The following is a 15,485-nucleotide window of genomic DNA, read 5'->3' as shown; positions in this document are numbered from 1 at the left end:
CCCCTGAATTGAGCCTAAGCCAAACTCCTTTTGGCTTAAGCTATATTTTGAAAGTTAAGGGTTAATTATTCGTCACGGTCATGCGGATTGCTGATCAGTGCTTTTAATTGGTCTGACATTTCAAAGTTTAAGTTAATATTTTTTGGTGGAATTGGTGACTGGAACCATTTTTTATACATTTCGTTGATTGCACCAGAGCTATATGTTGCTTTGATTGCATCGTCTACCACTTGTTTGAAGCCTGCATCACCTTTACGCATCATACAGCCATAAATTTCATGAATTGGCGCTGTGCCCACAATTTCCCATTTGTTTGGATCTTTGGCTTTAGATTTTTCACCTGCAAGCAAAATATCATCCATCATAAATGCTGCTGCACGACCATTTTGTAGCATTAAGAATGATTCGGCATGGTCTTTAGCGGAGATAACTTCACCAATACCCAGCTCTTTTTCATGTTGGCGGATATAACGTTCAGATGTCGTGCCAGCCGTAGTTACTAATTTTTTACCTTTTAGGTCGGCAAAATCTTTAATGCCAGAGTCTTTTGCGGTGAGGAGACGAGAGCCGACTTCAAAGAAACCTGTAGAAAATGCAACTTGCTGTTGGCGTTCTTTGTTGTTGGTTGTCGATCCACATTCAAGATCGACTGTACCATTCGACACCAAAGGAATACGATTTTGGCTAGTTACGAGGTTATAGCGTACTTTTAAGTCAGGCAAGTTGAGTTGCTTTTTGACCGCTTCAACCACTTTAAGTTGAAGATCATGTGCATAACCGACAGGTTGATTTGGGTTATCTGAAATATAGGAAAACGGAATAGACGAGTCGCGATATCCCAATACAATTGTGCCGGATTTTTTGATCTTATCTAAAGTACCAGAGTCTGAAACCGCAGCTTCGCTTCCAGCCGCTTTGTCTGTTGCAGGTGCTTTGTTATCGCTACAGGCAGTGATACCTAAAGTTAGCGCACTTGCACAGAATAAAGTTGCTAAATGTTTTTTTGACGTCATTGTTAAAACTCCTTGTACCCTGATTTAATATCCACTTTTTATGATCTTATTAATCTTTTGATTTTATTGCGTTGTTTTTAAGAATGTTGCAACAATAAAAACAGATCATTTTCTACATCTTAGGGGATAAATTGAGCATGGCTCAAGCATTATGTATTACTGAATTGTTACCAATTCAATCTACCCCTTATGCGGCTGAGTGGGCTATATTTAATTTATAAGCGGTTGAAAATTTATAGTAAATATTTCTTTATCAAAAAATATTGTTTAATTATTTAGCAATAAAAAAACCTCCAAGTGGAGGTTTTTAGCATTCGACTTTAGTTGAATATCCAAATTAATGCACAAACATGTCCATAAATTCACGGATTTCCTGTATAGCTGTATCTACATCTGAGGTTAGCCAAGTGGGTTCAAATAGGCCAGCATAGTGTTCAAGACGATCTTGGGGTACAACCAAACGTATAGGACATTCTTCTTCAAGTAAACGCCATGGAATAATCGGAACTTCATTATCTAAAAATGCGGCAATATTCCGAATATCAATGACCATAGCATTGATGCATTCAGGAAATGGCATAACAGAAAGCTCTTCCGTACGGCGACGGAAATACTCTAAATCTCCCCATTTCAGTACATAACTTGGCTTACTAAATTCAATAATGCCAATAAGATGCTGATCACGAGTGTAATGAAGGGAACATTGATGAGTGACGTCAGTGTCAAGATCAAGCGTTACACCTTGTTGATGGTACGCCATAGATTTGATAACAGGTGAAAATAAGGTGCATGATTATAGCTCATTTGCATCGGCAAAGGCAGCGATTTAGTCGAATGCCATGTTGGGGCATATTTTAATCATGAGTTATGAGCTTAATTACAGTCCAAGTTACATGTTTTCACTTAATGCAAATGTTCTTCACACAATCGGTTAAAAAGTCTTGATAGTATAAAAAATCAACAAAGGACAAAAATAGTGAGGCGAACATGACACATGACTTTAATAAACCGCCCCATACCACCAGTTCAGAAGAAAACACTCAAAAAAAACGTATTCCAGTGTACATGCTGATTTTAGTGGGTATCTTTTTAATTGCATTACTGTTTTATATGTTTGCAGACATGAAGCCATCGGCTTCGGATGCACCGCCGAATCATCCAGCGCCAAATGCACAAACAGCCACTGCAAATGATACGACATCTGGTGCACCAGGGGATGAAGCGGTTGCCAATGACTCAAATACCGCAACTGCAACTGATCATTAACAACGGTATTTGTAACAAAAGAAAGCTCTAGTTTTATCTAGGGCTTTTTTGCATTCAATTGTGAGCATTTGTTGGAGTTGTGCATACAAGTGTTGAATAAAAAACAAGCAAAACCTAAGGTGGAAAAGTAGATTGATCTTTTCATACAGATCAAATTCTTGCGATTTGAGACAACAATGATTAATCGCAAATAACACGTATATAACAACACACGACGTAATAACAATGAGGGCGAAAGAATGAATGATTTTACCGGTCATGGTCGTTTTAATGCCATGTATTATTGGGAGCAGTTTCATCCCATACTCAGTGCAGTGGCAATTTTGCTGGTTGGTTGGATTATTGCGTTACTGGTTGCAGCAGGGGTGAAAAAAATCCTGCAAAAACTGGGAACCAATCAAAAGCTTTCGAGTGCAACGGGTCACCGCTCCAATATTGAAAATATCGTCTCCAGAGTGGTGTTCTGGATTATTTTGGTCATCGCCGTCATAGGTGCACTAAATGTGTTGAATCTGACCAGTGTCAGCGGCCCATTTAGTAATATGATTCAACAATTCTTACTGTTCATTCCTCAATTACTCGCAGCAGTTGCCGTAGGTTTTATTGGCTGGATTGTGGCCAACTTGGTCAAAGTCGGTTCACAGAAACTACTGAACAAAACACAATTGGATGAAAAGCTCAGTGCGGATGTCGGCGTGAGTCCAATCAGTCAAAATATCAGCGAAATAATCTACTGGCTCATCTTATTGTTATTCCTCCCGATTGTACTTTCGATACTCGGACTGAATGGCTTACTGTTCCCAATTCAAAATATGGTGACAGAAGTTGTTTCATACTTACCGAATATCTTCATTGCGGGCGTGATTGTCTTCATTGGCTATATCTTGGCGAAGATTGTACGTGGCATCGTTGAAGGTTTGATTAATAGTTTGAGTTTGCAACAACAGGCCGAAAAAATTGGCATGTTTAAAAGCGCCAATCTTGCGCAAGTGTTAGGTAACTTTGTTTTTGCCATCATTATTATTACGGCATTAATCGTTGCATTCGAAGCCCTTGGTATACAGGCAATTTCACAGCCTGCAACAGCGATGCTGCATGAAATCATGTTCGCTATTCCAAACATTATTGCAGCGGGCTTAATTTTAATTTTGGCTTATGTGGTTTCACGTTTTGTTGCGCGTTTGGTGGTAGACGTGATCGCAGGTACAGGTGTGGATAATGTTCCTGCAAAACTAGATGTGCAGCGCTTTCTCGGTACAACCAAGTTATCCGATATTGTTGGCTATCTGATTGTATTTTTTACCATGTTGTTTGCGGTATCCGAAGCGGCAAACCGTTTAGGCTTTGAGCAAATTAGTGGCTTGATTGCTATGTTTATCCAGTTTGGTGCCAGTATTTTGTTAGGAGCAGTCATATTGGTGATTGGTTTCTGGCTGGCAAATATTGTGGCGAACGTGGTGCAACGTGGCGAATATAACAGTTCACGTTGGTTAGGTAATCTTGTCCGTGTCCTTATCATGGGCTTAGTGGTTGCCATGGGTTTACGTGCCATGGGTATTGCCGATTCGATCGTGAATTTGGCCTTCGGTTTAACCCTTGGGGCAGTCGCAGTTGCATTTGCCTTGGCCTTTGGTTTAGGTGGTCGAAACCCAGCAGAACGCTTACTTTCAGACTTAATGGATAAAGCGAAACGTGAAGCTAATGAGCCCAATCCGGTTCAAGCGCAAGCAAAGGCAAAAACGACATTTAATTCATCTGTGGCCCCATCATCCACTGCTCAAGCAGCACCTTCAGCAGCAACTGTGGGCACACAGGAGGTGAATCAAAATGATGGATATCCAAATATTCAACATGCAGCACCAGGTGTAAGTGAAAAAGAAACGGCAACGCCTGATCAGTTGGATGTAAATCCTGTGCAAAAACCACAAAACAATCCATTTGGTTCTACTGGTGAAGCCGAGAAGGATGTCGATGTGCAAGCGCCATCAACTCCTCCAAAACCGGATGACTCAAATTAACCTGTTTATTTCATATAAAATCGGCCACGCTTTGTGGTCGATTTTGATTTAAGAAAGGACATGATTATGGCGAAAGCTCCAAATAAATTCTTAGCCCCAGTGATCATTGCAGGCATAACAGTTGGATTCTTGGCAAGTGCTCGACGCTTTATTTTTGCCAAGCCAAAACGCACCAATACCGCGCAAACAGAGAATAAGACTGCACCATTAGATAAAAGTGTTAGTCATCACTTGAAAGATGATGAAAAATAATGGTTGAAAATTGTTCATAATTTGGTATTTTTAGTAATAGTGATATATGGAATATTACTTAAAATATAAAAGCTTAGGATTCATAAGGCTGTCATATATAGCTTTTATGCTTAGCGCAAAGGAATGAAAAAAATGGGGGTATTTTCGATGTTTAATCAAATTATTTTAACTTTTAAAAACAGTGTACATTCACAACCACAACACATTTCAGAAGCAGTGGAAAAAATGGATGAGACGATTGAACGTCTATCTTCAAGTTCAGTTTCATTGTTTAAAACTGATTATTTGGAATAAACCATTTCGGTTGATTTCATAACAAAAGGGCTGAATAATTCAGCCCTTTTTATATTTCAAATTTATACATATTCCGAAGCGGCATGTGCCGATGCCCAGGCCCACTGGAAGTTGAAACCACCTAAATGTCCGGTCACATCTAAAACCTCACCAATAAAGTACAGGCCTTTTTGCTTTTTACTTTCCATGGTTTTTGATGAAACTTCAGTTGTATCGACACCACCTAATGTCACTTCCGCCGTACGATACCCTTCTGTGCCCGAAGGTTTTACTTCAAAGTTTTCTAAACGACCAGCAATGTGTTCAAGTTTTTCGTCACTGATATTACCAATCGCCAGTTCAGCTTGTTCTGCCCAAATCAGGCTTTGTAATTCAACTACCACGCTTTTTGGTAAGTGTTCATTGAATAAGGTACGTAATAACACTTTTGGTTGACTGACTTTTTTAGCCTTCAAAAATGCCAATACATCGAGGGCAGGGAGGAAGTTAATATTGAAACGCTGGCCGACATCCCAATAATTTGATAATTGCAATGAACTTGGGCCACTTAAACCACGATGGGTAAACAGCAAGGCTTCAGTAAAACTGTTTAATTCATTTGATAGCGTCGCTTCAACCGCATTACCACTGAGGCGTGTGGTCACTTCTTTGAAACCATCGGAGAAGGTAAACGGTACAAGACCAGCACGTGTTGGATAAACCGAATGGCCAAATTGTTTGGCAATTTCATAGCCAATGCCTGAACCACCTAAGGTTGGAATAGATAAACCACCACTTGCGATCACCACAGATTCAGCTTCAAAATAACCCAGTGTGGTTGCGACCTGAAAGCCATGATCTTCAATGGCATTGACAGTTTTCACTTCACAACTGGTTTTAATGTCGACCAAGCCTGTTTTGTCACATTCTGCCAATAGCATGGCTAAAATTTCTTTTGCACCATTTTGGGTAAACAGCTGACCGTGTTTACGCTCTTCATACTCAATCCCGTACTCGCAGACCATGCCAATGAAGTCCCAATTGGTGTAGCGCGACAAAGCAGAAATCACAAAATGTGGATTATGCGAAATATAATTTTCAGGTTCGACATAGAGGTTGGTGAAGTTACATTTACCACCACCCGACATCAAAATTTTCTTACCGACTTTATTGGCTTTCTCTACCACTAAAACTCTGCGGCCACGTTGCGCTGCTTTATATGCCGTCATTAAACCGGATGCACCTGCACCTAAGATGAGGACATCATATTGATTTTGGGACATGGCATATTCCTGCGTGGGAGAAAGGACGCAGGATTATACTCTTTTCCACGTTTAGGTTGAACCTTTCAATTTTCCCTGTAATCCACCGCTATGTATGACCAACAATTTTTGTTGTGGTTGGATTCGACCTTGATCAATCATGTCGAAGATGCCCATGAGCATTTTTCCGGTATAAATCTGTTCTAAGGGAATATTGTATTGCTGCTCAAAATGCTGAATAAAATCTAAAAGTGCCGCATTGGTTTTGGCATAACCTCCACAGCAATAGTCATCAAGAATGTTCCAGTTGGTTTTTGAAGTGAGCTGAGCTACGTCACGCTGTAGAAAATCGCCTTTCAATGCTGAAAATCCTAAAATCTGTTGATGTTTAGCACTGGATTCAATTAAGCCTGTAATGGTGCCACCTGTGCCGACAGCGCAGCAAATCAAATCATAATCGGTTAAATCTGAAGCCGTTAAAATTTCTTGGCAACCTTGTATTGCAAGTGCATTGGTGCCGCCTTCAGGAATTAGATAATGCGCAGGGTAATCTTGTTGTAATTGGGCTAAAAATGCCGAATTGGTTTTTTCTCGATAGGCCTGGCGTGAGACAAATTGCAACTGCATACCAAAGTGCTGTGCAGTTGCTAAGGTTGGATTTAGCGGTTGGTGAGCCAGTTCTTCGCCACGAATAATCCCGATGCTGTCAAAACCAAACTGATAGGCTGCAAAGGCTGTTGCTGCAATATGGTTGGAATAAGCGCCACCAAAGCTTAAGACTTTGCGCAAGCCCAACTTTTGCGCCTCAATAAAATTATATTTCAGCTTGAAAAACTTGTTGCCTGAGATCTGTGGATGAACTAAGTCTAGGCGTTTAATCTGAATGACCACGCCACCATAAACAATCGTATCTGTTGGAATGGCTTGGGCAATAGATTCAAACATTGAAATGACAATCCCTTAACTTGTTAATAAAAGCAAATGTGGTGTGAAAAGCGATTATAGCGTGCTCTAGCCTCATATAAGTTACCAAAACATAGAGCTTGTCAGAAACTGCATACAATCAGGCTATAAATAAAATCGCAAAGTTTTACATCAGTTTTAAATACAATGAAATCATATTTACTTGTTTATCCGCTTCCAATTTGAGCCAACATTTTTAAATTTCTTTGTTTAATTGGCGACATCGACCGAAGTGACGACCGACATGCCGGGTCTTAAATTTTCTAGGCCGGCTTGGTTGGGATCAATTGCAATTTTGACTGCAATGCGTTGCACCACTTTGGTAAAGTTACCTGTGGCATTATCCGCTTTTAATACACTAAATTCTGAGCCAGCAGCAGGGGAGATTTGCTCAACTTTGCCGTAAAATTTCTGATGTTTCATTCCATCTACGGTGAACCATGCTTTTTGTCCAATACGCATATCCGCAATTTGGGTTTCTTTAAAATTGGCAGTCACCCAGCGTTGTTGTGGAATTAAATACATTAATTGTGAACCCGCAGCAACATATTGGCCAATCCGTGGACTCACTTCACCCAGTTGTCCATCCATCGGCGCCACAATAATGCTGTAATCTTTCGTGGTGACGGCTTGATCAAACTGCGATTTAGCACTATTTACTTGCGCTTTAAGTCCTGTTGCTGCGACTTGTGCCGTTTTTAGAGCTTGATTTGCAACGAGTACATTGGCTTGAGCTTGATGTAATAAGGCTAAGCTGTTTTTTGCATCGGCAGCAGCTTTGTCTTGTTCTGTTTTAGAAGCTGCACCGCTGTTACCGAGTTGTTGGTATCGGTTCATCTGTGCAACAGCAAGCTCATAGGCTGCCTGAGCTTGATCTACTTTGGCTTCTGCTGCACTCACATCTGCTTTACGTTGTTCAATCGCTTGGCTTTGATTGGCCAAAGAGTTTTCAGCTTGTTCAACGCCTGATTCTGCTTGCGTTACTTTTTGATCATATGTGGTGGCATCAATATGCATTAAGGCTTGACCTTTTTTGACATGATCGAAGTCTGTCACTAATACATCTTTAACATAGCCATTAATCTGAGACGATAGCACGGTGGTTTTACCTTTCACATAGCTATTTTCAGTCGATTGAATGTTGCTGTGAAATGGCCCGAGCTTCCATGCCCAAAGTATCAGTGCAATACCAATCAAAAGCACAATAAACATTAAAATTAAGGTACGTTTACCTGTTGAAATCAATTTACTTGATGGTGCTGGTGTCGGCACAGTATTTTCAGGATTTACCGCAGCATTTTTGACTTCATTCATATCGGGTGTTTGCTGTTGTTCGCTCATGTTGTTCTCAATATTTTCAAATTTCTTCATTTATGTAATGGTTAATATTTCATTTCTAGCTAACTGCTATTGCTCAATTGTCGTCGTGTTTTATATTTATTGATCGCAATGACAAACAATCCCCAAAACAGTAGTAAGACAGCAAAAATACCATTTAAAAAGATCACATCGTTATAAGCGCGAACTTGTGCTTCACGGCCTATGCTTTGATTTAAAGTACGCATGGCTTGCTGATGATCAAGAGTAGGATCGAGTGAATACTGATGTGCACTTTGCGTGAGCACTTGTATACGTTGATCCACCTGTGGCGTAGTTTGAGATAAATCATTGTAAATTTGCGCTTGATAGGTTTGGGTACGCATTTGTTGATAGGTAGAAAAGAACGATGAACCAACCAATCCGCCAAAGGTTTGTGTTGCGGAGAACAACACAATAAACGTGACCATATGTGATGGCCCTTTTTGTAAGGCACTAATAATACCCGTCAGTAACAATGGCCCAATAAACATACCACTAGCAAAGCCGACTAAAAACTGACTGCGATAAAAGTCATGTGGACGTACATCACTCGTAAGGTGATAGTCCAAAGCACAAGCACATAGAACAAGAATGACGGCACCGAGCAGATGAAAAACCATTTTTTCTTTGGAAAAAGTCAGGGCGCTGAATACCGTGCCTGAAACAATCCCGACTAACACCACCACATAAAATGAGACAAACTGATCTGGCCCCATACCCATAGTTTTCAGAAAATTCACCGCAGCATAGCTTTGTTCGGACATTAAAAAGCGAATGGCAAATGCCCCGATAATAAACCGCACAGTGGAGGAAGTACCAAGCCAACGGGTCACAATCAGCGGGTTAACGCGAAAATGTTCATAGGTCAAACCGACGACAATCAGAATAAACGCAGCAATGAGCAAGTAAGCTAGCCAGTCAGCCTCAAACCACCACTGAATAGGCCCTTGAGTCAGCACAATACATAGCAAAGCGAAACCGGTAGCCAGTAACGCAAAAGTAAATAAATCTTGATATTCGAACACTGCAATTCTGAGGCTGCGGGGTAGTTTGAGTGACACCACCATTGCGAGGCAGCACAGTGCTAAGCCGAGTTCAAAAGTATAGAAAATGTGCCAGTCGTTCACATCGACCAGATACGGTGACATGATCCATGCTAACGGAATACCGAGCTGTTGAAAGCCCAGTGCCATATAAATGGCACGACCAAAATGCGCCCGCCGAAATGCTTGCATTATGTAATACATACCCAGCGAACTTAGCGGAGCAGCCAATAAGCCACTAATAACACGAGCAAAAATCGCCATTTCATAGGTATGTACAAACAGATGTAGCAGCATCACGCCAATAAACAGCACCAAGCCGATTTCTGAAAAAAGCCGGAGGCCGTATTGCTGCCGTGCTTTAAATAAAATCAGGTTGGAACTGACATTGGCCATGACATAAGCCGCAGGAATCCACGCGGTTTCGGCAGGTGTGAGGCCATATTCACCTTGTAAAAGTGGTAAATTTGCGGTGATGAAACCATTACTTAAGCTACCGGATATAGCAACAAACAACCCAATAAAAAAATATAAATATCGCTTGTAGGTCGGATGAGCAATCGCTGCAGGGGAGCCGGGCAGCGTTGGTTTTTCCTCCGCTGTCCAGTCGGGTGCAGGTTCAAGTAAACGTGGTTGGTCTGCCATAAGTATTATCCACAAATACCATGGAGTAAAAATTCAACCGCACGTTTGGCCAGTTTCTCTTGATCTGCTTCGGTATGGCCTTGTAAAGCGGATCTTAAGATGGACGTCACCATGGAATAGTCTGCAGTTTTGAAGTCAGTGCGGCAGGTACCATTGGCAATCGACTGATCAATCAGTGGCTGCAATATCGCATCGCGTCGCTGGTAGATCTCGATCATCACAGGATCTGCTCGGTCGATGACCCGCCAATACTCCATGAGCGCTGTGAGATAGGGGATATTATAAATATGGTCTTGTATCAGCCGAATAAAGCCATCTTCAAATTGGGCATAATTGTTGGCTCTCGCTTCCAGGCGGTTTAGTGCATCTTCCATTAAGGCCAGTACCAAGTCGCGACGATCATTAAAGTTACGGTAGAAGGTTGCACGTCCAACGTTGGCTTGATCCATGATTAATTGCAAGGGCGCATTAATGCCATGTATGCGAAATACATGAATCGCAGCATTCAGCAGCTCTTCGCGATTTTGGGCAGCGAGTTGTTGGCGTGTAGACATTATCTTTTTCATTATCGTTTGATATTTATACGCGCATTAAACGGACAAAAGTGTCCGAAGTAAAATGAATTTAGATTGCAGTTTTGTAAATAAAAAAACTAAAGCTCAGGTCTAATGCGTGTTTGGGTTAACAATCTTTTATTAAATGAATGACTTAATTTGCTTTAACCAATCAGCTGTATGGATTATTTAATCGTCATTTTTGCTGACAATTCAATAGCTTCATGCCATTAAAAAAATGATGAAAAGATATACAAAAGTGCTATGCTCAAATCAGAACGATGATAAATATAAAAATGGAGGGTTGGGAAATGAGCAAATTATCCCTGATGGTCGTGCCCCTAGTATTGCTTGGCAGTGTAGCTTTGGTGGGGTGTGATACCACTGATGAACTGCATCGCCCGAAAACAGATAATCGTGCCATGATTATTGGCGGCGTACCTGTGTATGAGCAAGACTATAAAATACCTAAAGAAGATGTCGCTTTAAATGAAGCTGCGGCTTCGGATGATTAAGATATCTACGCAATTAAAAGTATGAGAAAAAGTGGACATACTGTCAGTACATGGTAGTGAGACGTGACGGGTAAAGTGTCACAGATGCAGTGTGCTACGTCAGACCAGTAAAGTTTTGAAGTAGACGTCTTACTTCTGCATAGATGTTTGTTGTATTAAAGCCTTACAAACATTAAAAAAAGGCTCTGTACTCGCCCAGTATGTCCGAACTGGTATGAACCGAAGTTCAAATCTTTAAATCAGGTCAATTTTCCAATTAGAGGCCTGAATTTCTAAATTATTTTGTCGTAATTGTTGGCTCAGACCATCCGCTTGCTTTTGTAAGTCAGCCACAGCAATGGTTTTTAACCAACGAATTTCACTTGAGCTATAACGACCATTTTCACGACGAGAGCTGTCGATGGCTTGCTGCAATATCCGATGTTGTTGGGTCAATAAATCCCGTTCATTTAGTACAGTAAGCATCGAACGACCTGTACTGGTTTTTGCCTGTGCATTGGTGGCATGAATTTTTTCAATCAGACCATACAACTCAGTATTGACTGCAAATGCTTCCTGAATTAATGCATTTGGATCTTCACTCGGCACATCTCCTTCTTGTATAAGCACGTTGTTATTGATGCGTTGTTGTAGTGAGGCAAGCTTGGTTTGTAGATCACTACGTAAGAGTAAGGCTTCAGCTAATTTCATCTTCAGTCTTTTATTATCTGTACTTTCATTGATCATGCTTGGGTTTCATCGGTCATTCAATACTTTTTTAGTGAAAAATTTGGTCAATTGAATGATTCCTTGCAAATTATAGGGAGAAATTCAGAGTTTCTCTCGGTAAAATTGCCTCGAAATTATATGTAAGCGGTGTAACTGTGGAATCATTTTGGATATTGGGCTCAATTGCAGCTGCGTTGATGTTAGGTGCAATGAGTCCTGGGCCTACGTCAATATATGTGGCGAAAAATTCAATTGCGATTTCACGTCAGCACGGTTTATTTACTGCATTAGGCACAGGAACAGGTGCAGCAATTTTTGGTTTGCTTGCAGTTCTTGGTTTACAGGCATTTTTATTGGCAGTGCCTTCGGCCTATTTGGCTTTAAAGATTTGCGGCGGTTTATATTTGCTGTGGATGGCATTTAAAATTATTAAACATGCCAAAGAGCCTATTGATGCAGGAGATGATGTTAGTTCGCAAATGTCATTGCGCCGTGCATTCACCACAGGCTTAATTACACAGTTGTCGAACCCAAAAATTGCGATTGTGTTGGCCAGTATTTTTACTGCACTTTTGCCCAAAGAAATACCAAGCTATTTTTATGTGGTTTTGCCTGTACTGTGTTTTTTTATTGATGCAGGTTGGTGTTCTTTGGTGGCAGTAGCTTTATCGGCGGAGAAACCACGTAAAGTGTATTTGAAGTTTAAGGCAGGTTTTGACCGTGCAGCAGGGGCAGTGATGACCGTGTTAGGTTTGAAGCTAATTTTTGGAATGAAATAGTAGATATCAATGTGATTTAGCTTTAGCCCGCTTTAATGGGCGTTGAGCTGTAAAATGATTGGGAATCAATAGACGGTAATTCAATAAAATCGTAGCACATGCAAATACCACTATAAGTAAATTTAAATTAGGTGTCATGGCTGCATAAGTAAGTGTACTTATGCCGATGCCTGCACAAATGGTATGAGCGAAGTATCTTTTCATTTTTATCATCTATATTGTTTTGATTTTATTGTATTGAAAAAGCACGGTTTACACCGTGTTTTTTTCTATCAATCTTTAAAATGAACTGGAATCCATTGATAGCTTTTTCCATCTTTAGAATAAATATGACCTAGGCCGGGGAAGGGTAAATGCGGTGCAGCTATGAGCTGACCTTCTTTGGCGTATTCTGAAAAGTGTTTAAGACGTGTTTCTACTGCTGTTTTAGAATCAATATCAAAATCTACAGTGGTTTTGGGTTGTTCAAACTGCAATGAATGTGAATGCACGATATCACCAATAAATACAACGTCTGCGCCTTCTGTTTTCAGTTTAAAGCTGTAATGTCCCGGTGTATGTCCAAAGGATGGTTTAAATTCGACATCACCAAAGCGTAAAGATTTATCTGAGAAGACTTTAATCTGTTTGGCTTTTTCATACGGTGCAAGTGCTGCTTTAATTTTTTCAACTGTTGCTAAGAATTTTTCTTGGTTTTCTTTCGGTAGCGTATTTACTGTATTCGGATTAAGCCAGTAATCGTATTCAGTTTTTGAAATATGCAGCGCGGCATTTGGATAATTCGCTACGCCGTTGTTTGAAATACCACAGACATGGCCAGGGTGTAAGTGGGTCAGGTAAATGTCATTTACTTGCGTAGGCTGATAGCCTTATGCTTTCAAGTTGTTATAGATCGAACCGAGATGTGTGCCAAAGCAGCTTGCAGCACCGCTATCCACCATAATGAGTTTATTGCCTGTATGAATAAGAAAGGCATTGACTGAGGTTTGTATGCCTTTGTCATTGATTGCAGCGTATTTCTTTAAAATCTCTGTTTTATCAAAGTCGCTTAAGCCTTTAAATAATGATGGATTGAGATAGTTTGTACCATCCAGTAGCGCAGTGATTTGGGTATTGCCGATTTGGTGATGGTAGTAGCCAGCAACTTGTTTTTGTGTTGGGATAGGGTTTGGTTCAGCAGCTTGGGTGGTAAGGGTTGTAGTGCTTAGAGCAAGTGCGAGGAGTAGGGGGAACTTTTTCATAGATTATTTTTTTTGGTTTTAAAGGGAATGGGATATTTTTAGCATAATAGTATTTTGATAACAATTTCACTATTATGGTAAATCTTAAAATTCAAATTTTATAATTACTTAGGTGAAAGTATGGAGAATAAATTTTTTGAGGGGCTATCATCTAAGATTGACCGAATTGTAGATTATTTGGCTACAAAAACTGATTTAGAAATAGGAAAAATATTTACCCAGCCTTTGGCTAATAGTCCAATTATTGATAATGAAGTATATGGGGCACAGATTAAAAAAAGTTTTAATAATATTAAGGTAAAAGATGAATATTTACGTAAAGGACTAAGCACTTTAACGCAAGAACAAAAAAGTTATTTCTTGAGTATTTCGTCAAATGAACAAGATTTCATGAGAAGTCATCTAAGAGCCATATCAGCATATATCGAAGAATTAAGTGATCTGTATGAATCTGACGGTAGCGTATCATTGTTGCATAATATTGATATTGCTATTAAAAATAGTTATGAATCATTTGTACACTTTGTTCAATTAAGTGTTTTATCACTAGACGTTTTAAGTCAAAAAATTTCTGGTGATTTAAATCCTGCTTTTAAAGAAAAAAATGAACAAGTAAATACACTTATAAACGAGTTAAAGCTATACAAGGGGGAGGCTTCTGCAAGAAAGACGAAAGAAATCTATAAGCAAAAATATGTGGATTATAAAAAAACAGTAGAAGTGTATGAGTTATATATCATGTTGCTTGTTTGTCTTTCGGTAACTTTGGTGTTGGGTCAATTATTTGCTCATAATTTTTTTGATGCTTTAAATATTTCTAATGCACTTATGATCAAGCTAACGATTTTAGCTTTAATAGCAACTTTATTTACGTATTGTTTTAAGCAAATCAGCTTTTACCGCAAAATTTCGGAACAAGCACATCAAACTTATATGGAGTTAGAAGCCTTACCTGAATTTCTTACCCATTTGCCTGAAGACAAACAACATGAAATCAGAGCCGATCTGGCGAAGCGTTACTTTGGTCAAAACTTATTTGATGCGATAAAAGAAGATTCGATTTCAATTCAGGAACAAGCTAAGGCAAATGCTGAAGTTCTAAAATCGACTTCAGCTCTGTTAGACGTTATTAAAAAGCAGAACCCTTAACTTTATTTAATAAGTGGTTAGGCGACATGGATGTCGCCGTTCACTTGTGGTACAGAGACGTATCATCAAGTGAACAAAAGATTTTTGTTACTTTTGATCTTTCAAAAGTAAGGTAATGCCTACGCAATGAAAATTGAATTTGAATTGTAGAGCAGGGCAGTGATGTATATTACCTCTCCCTAACCCTCTCCTAAAAGGAGAGGGAATATCACTAAATTCATTTAATAATGGATTCTCCCTCTTCCTATGGGAGATGAGAAGCACTGCTTCGCAAGGGTGAGGGAAATAATCCAATAAAAAAAGCCCCTACATTCGTAGTAATGCCAGTCAGTTAAGAAATTGACTGGCATTTTCTTGGATATTTTTGTGCTTTAATTTTCACTACTCGCGGACATTGCCTTTGCCTTTTTTCAGGTAATACAAATATTTTAGATTGTTCAAATAA

Annotated in this window: 15 protein-coding genes and 1 pseudogene; 7 read left to right on the top strand and 9 right to left on the bottom strand. The window is 39.7% G+C overall.

Annotated elements, in window-relative coordinates; translation table 11 throughout:
* Positions 1-65: 65 nt before the first annotated feature.
* Together FTV09_RS02895 and FTV09_RS02890 are read right to left on the bottom strand one after the other, a co-directional pair.
* On the bottom strand, positions 66-1,013 hold the full coding sequence (locus tag FTV09_RS02895) for a transporter substrate-binding domain-containing protein (protein WP_180056660.1): 948 nt from the start codon (positions 1,011-1,013) through the stop codon (positions 66-68).
* A gap of 337 nt (positions 1,014-1,350) precedes the next feature.
* Complete coding sequence (locus tag FTV09_RS02890) at positions 1,351-1,773, bottom strand: hypothetical protein (RefSeq protein ID WP_067764633.1); 423 nt, start codon at positions 1,771-1,773, stop codon at positions 1,351-1,353.
* Positions 1,774-2,000: 227 nt separating this feature from the next.
* Between FTV09_RS02890 and FTV09_RS02885 the strand changes: the two genes are divergently transcribed.
* The 4 genes from FTV09_RS02885 to FTV09_RS02870 all read left to right on the top strand — a co-directional run bounded on the left by FTV09_RS02885 (position 2,001) and on the right by FTV09_RS02870 (position 4,843).
* A complete protein-coding gene (locus tag FTV09_RS02885; RefSeq protein ID WP_067764631.1) occupies positions 2,001-2,279 on the top strand; it encodes a hypothetical protein in 279 nt (92 codons plus the stop codon).
* 239 nt (positions 2,280-2,518) lie between these two features.
* Complete coding sequence (locus FTV09_RS02880; RefSeq protein WP_180056658.1) at positions 2,519-4,297, top strand: mechanosensitive ion channel; 1,779 nt, start codon at positions 2,519-2,521, stop codon at positions 4,295-4,297.
* Positions 4,298-4,363: 66 nt separating this feature from the next.
* Positions 4,364-4,549 (top strand): hypothetical protein, encoded by a 186-nt coding sequence (locus FTV09_RS02875; RefSeq protein ID WP_067764625.1) that lies wholly within the window; start codon positions 4,364-4,366, stop codon positions 4,547-4,549.
* A gap of 132 nt (positions 4,550-4,681) precedes the next feature.
* Positions 4,682-4,843 (top strand): hypothetical protein, encoded by a 162-nt coding sequence (locus FTV09_RS02870; protein ID WP_155857605.1) that lies wholly within the window; start codon positions 4,682-4,684, stop codon positions 4,841-4,843.
* Between the two features lie 62 nt (positions 4,844-4,905).
* Here FTV09_RS02870 and FTV09_RS02865 read toward each other — a convergent pair whose 3' ends face one another.
* From FTV09_RS02865 to FTV09_RS02845, 5 genes are all read right to left on the bottom strand, one after another.
* Positions 4,906-6,105, bottom strand: a complete 1,200-nt coding sequence (locus tag FTV09_RS02865) for an NAD(P)/FAD-dependent oxidoreductase (protein WP_180056656.1) — start codon at positions 6,103-6,105, stop codon at positions 4,906-4,908.
* 51 nt (positions 6,106-6,156) lie between these two features.
* A complete protein-coding gene (locus FTV09_RS02860; protein ID WP_180056654.1) occupies positions 6,157-7,029 on the bottom strand; it encodes a 1-aminocyclopropane-1-carboxylate deaminase/D-cysteine desulfhydrase in 873 nt (290 codons plus the stop codon).
* Positions 7,030-7,257: 228 nt separating this feature from the next.
* Positions 7,258-8,361, bottom strand: a complete 1,104-nt coding sequence (locus FTV09_RS02855) for an HlyD family secretion protein (RefSeq protein WP_180056698.1) — start codon at positions 8,359-8,361, stop codon at positions 7,258-7,260.
* Between the two features lie 86 nt (positions 8,362-8,447).
* Entirely contained in the window at positions 8,448-10,094 is a 1,647-nt protein-coding gene (locus FTV09_RS02850) for an MFS transporter (protein WP_180056652.1), read from the bottom strand.
* A gap of 5 nt (positions 10,095-10,099) precedes the next feature.
* Positions 10,100-10,648, bottom strand: coding sequence for a TetR/AcrR family transcriptional regulator (locus FTV09_RS02845; protein WP_067764613.1), 549 nt, complete (start codon positions 10,646-10,648; stop codon positions 10,100-10,102).
* Positions 10,649-10,959: 311 nt separating this feature from the next.
* On the opposite strand from FTV09_RS02845, the gene FTV09_RS02840 reads away from it, so the two are divergent.
* Positions 10,960-11,163: an NF038215 family lipoprotein gene (locus FTV09_RS02840; RefSeq protein WP_067765027.1), complete on the top strand. Its 204-nt coding sequence runs from the start codon at positions 10,960-10,962 to the stop codon at positions 11,161-11,163.
* A 234-nt stretch (positions 11,164-11,397) separates the two neighbouring features.
* On the opposite strand, the gene FTV09_RS02835 is transcribed toward FTV09_RS02840, so the two are convergent.
* Positions 11,398-11,853 carry a DIP1984 family protein gene (locus FTV09_RS02835; protein ID WP_180056650.1) on the bottom strand — a complete coding sequence of 152 codons (456 nt, stop codon included), beginning with the start codon at positions 11,851-11,853 and terminating at the stop codon, positions 11,398-11,400.
* 173 nt (positions 11,854-12,026) lie between these two features.
* Between FTV09_RS02835 and FTV09_RS02830 the strand changes: the two genes are divergently transcribed.
* On the top strand, positions 12,027-12,650 hold the full coding sequence (locus FTV09_RS02830) for a LysE family translocator (RefSeq protein WP_373687684.1): 624 nt from the start codon (positions 12,027-12,029) through the stop codon (positions 12,648-12,650).
* 272 nt (positions 12,651-12,922) lie between these two features.
* Here FTV09_RS02830 and FTV09_RS02825 read toward each other — a convergent pair.
* A pseudogene (locus tag FTV09_RS02825) lies at positions 12,923-13,891 on the bottom strand (MBL fold metallo-hydrolase).
* A 120-nt stretch (positions 13,892-14,011) separates the two neighbouring features.
* Between FTV09_RS02825 and FTV09_RS02820 the strand changes: the two are divergent.
* Positions 14,012-15,040 carry a hypothetical protein gene (locus FTV09_RS02820; protein WP_180056648.1) on the top strand — a complete coding sequence of 343 codons (1,029 nt, stop codon included), beginning with the start codon at positions 14,012-14,014 and terminating at the stop codon, positions 15,038-15,040.
* The last annotated feature ends 445 nt before the right edge of the window (positions 15,041-15,485 follow it).

The sequence above is a fragment of the Acinetobacter sp. YH12227 genome (genome assembly GCF_013417785.1).
Lineage (GTDB): Bacteria > Pseudomonadota > Gammaproteobacteria > Pseudomonadales > Moraxellaceae > Acinetobacter > Acinetobacter gandensis.
Note: the sequence above shows the minus strand (reverse complement) of the source record. Positions and strands in the feature narration are given on the sequence as shown.

Excerpts from the sequence above, each read along its gene's own strand:
- FTV09_RS02885 (WP_067764631.1), top strand. The coding sequence starts at position 2,001 with ATGACACATGACTTTAATAAACCGCCCCATACCACCAGTTCAGAAGAA.
- FTV09_RS02865 (WP_180056656.1), bottom strand. The coding sequence starts at position 6,105 with ATGTCCCAAAATCAATATGATGTCCTCATCTTAGGTGCAGGTGCATCC.
- FTV09_RS02890 (WP_067764633.1), bottom strand. The coding sequence starts at position 1,773 with ATGGCGTACCATCAACAAGGTGTAACGCTTGATCTTGACACTGACGTC.
- FTV09_RS02875 (WP_067764625.1), top strand. The coding sequence starts at position 4,364 with ATGGCGAAAGCTCCAAATAAATTCTTAGCCCCAGTGATCATTGCAGGC.
- FTV09_RS02835 (WP_180056650.1), bottom strand. The coding sequence starts at position 11,853 with ATGAAATTAGCTGAAGCCTTACTCTTACGTAGTGATCTACAAACCAAG.
- FTV09_RS02850 (WP_180056652.1), bottom strand. The coding sequence starts at position 10,094 with ATGGCAGACCAACCACGTTTACTTGAACCTGCACCCGACTGGACAGCG.
- FTV09_RS02820 (WP_180056648.1), top strand. The coding sequence starts at position 14,012 with ATGGAGAATAAATTTTTTGAGGGGCTATCATCTAAGATTGACCGAATT.
- FTV09_RS02860 (WP_180056654.1), bottom strand. The coding sequence starts at position 7,029 with ATGTTTGAATCTATTGCCCAAGCCATTCCAACAGATACGATTGTTTAT.
- FTV09_RS02840 (WP_067765027.1), top strand. The coding sequence starts at position 10,960 with ATGAGCAAATTATCCCTGATGGTCGTGCCCCTAGTATTGCTTGGCAGT.
- FTV09_RS02880 (WP_180056658.1), top strand. The coding sequence starts at position 2,519 with ATGAATGATTTTACCGGTCATGGTCGTTTTAATGCCATGTATTATTGG.
- FTV09_RS02855 (WP_180056698.1), bottom strand. The coding sequence starts at position 8,361 with ATGAATGAAGTCAAAAATGCTGCGGTAAATCCTGAAAATACTGTGCCG.
- FTV09_RS02845 (WP_067764613.1), bottom strand. The coding sequence starts at position 10,648 with ATGTCTACACGCCAACAACTCGCTGCCCAAAATCGCGAAGAGCTGCTG.
- FTV09_RS02895 (WP_180056660.1), bottom strand. The coding sequence starts at position 1,013 with ATGACGTCAAAAAAACATTTAGCAACTTTATTCTGTGCAAGTGCGCTA.
- FTV09_RS02870 (WP_155857605.1), top strand. The coding sequence starts at position 4,682 with ATGGGGGTATTTTCGATGTTTAATCAAATTATTTTAACTTTTAAAAAC.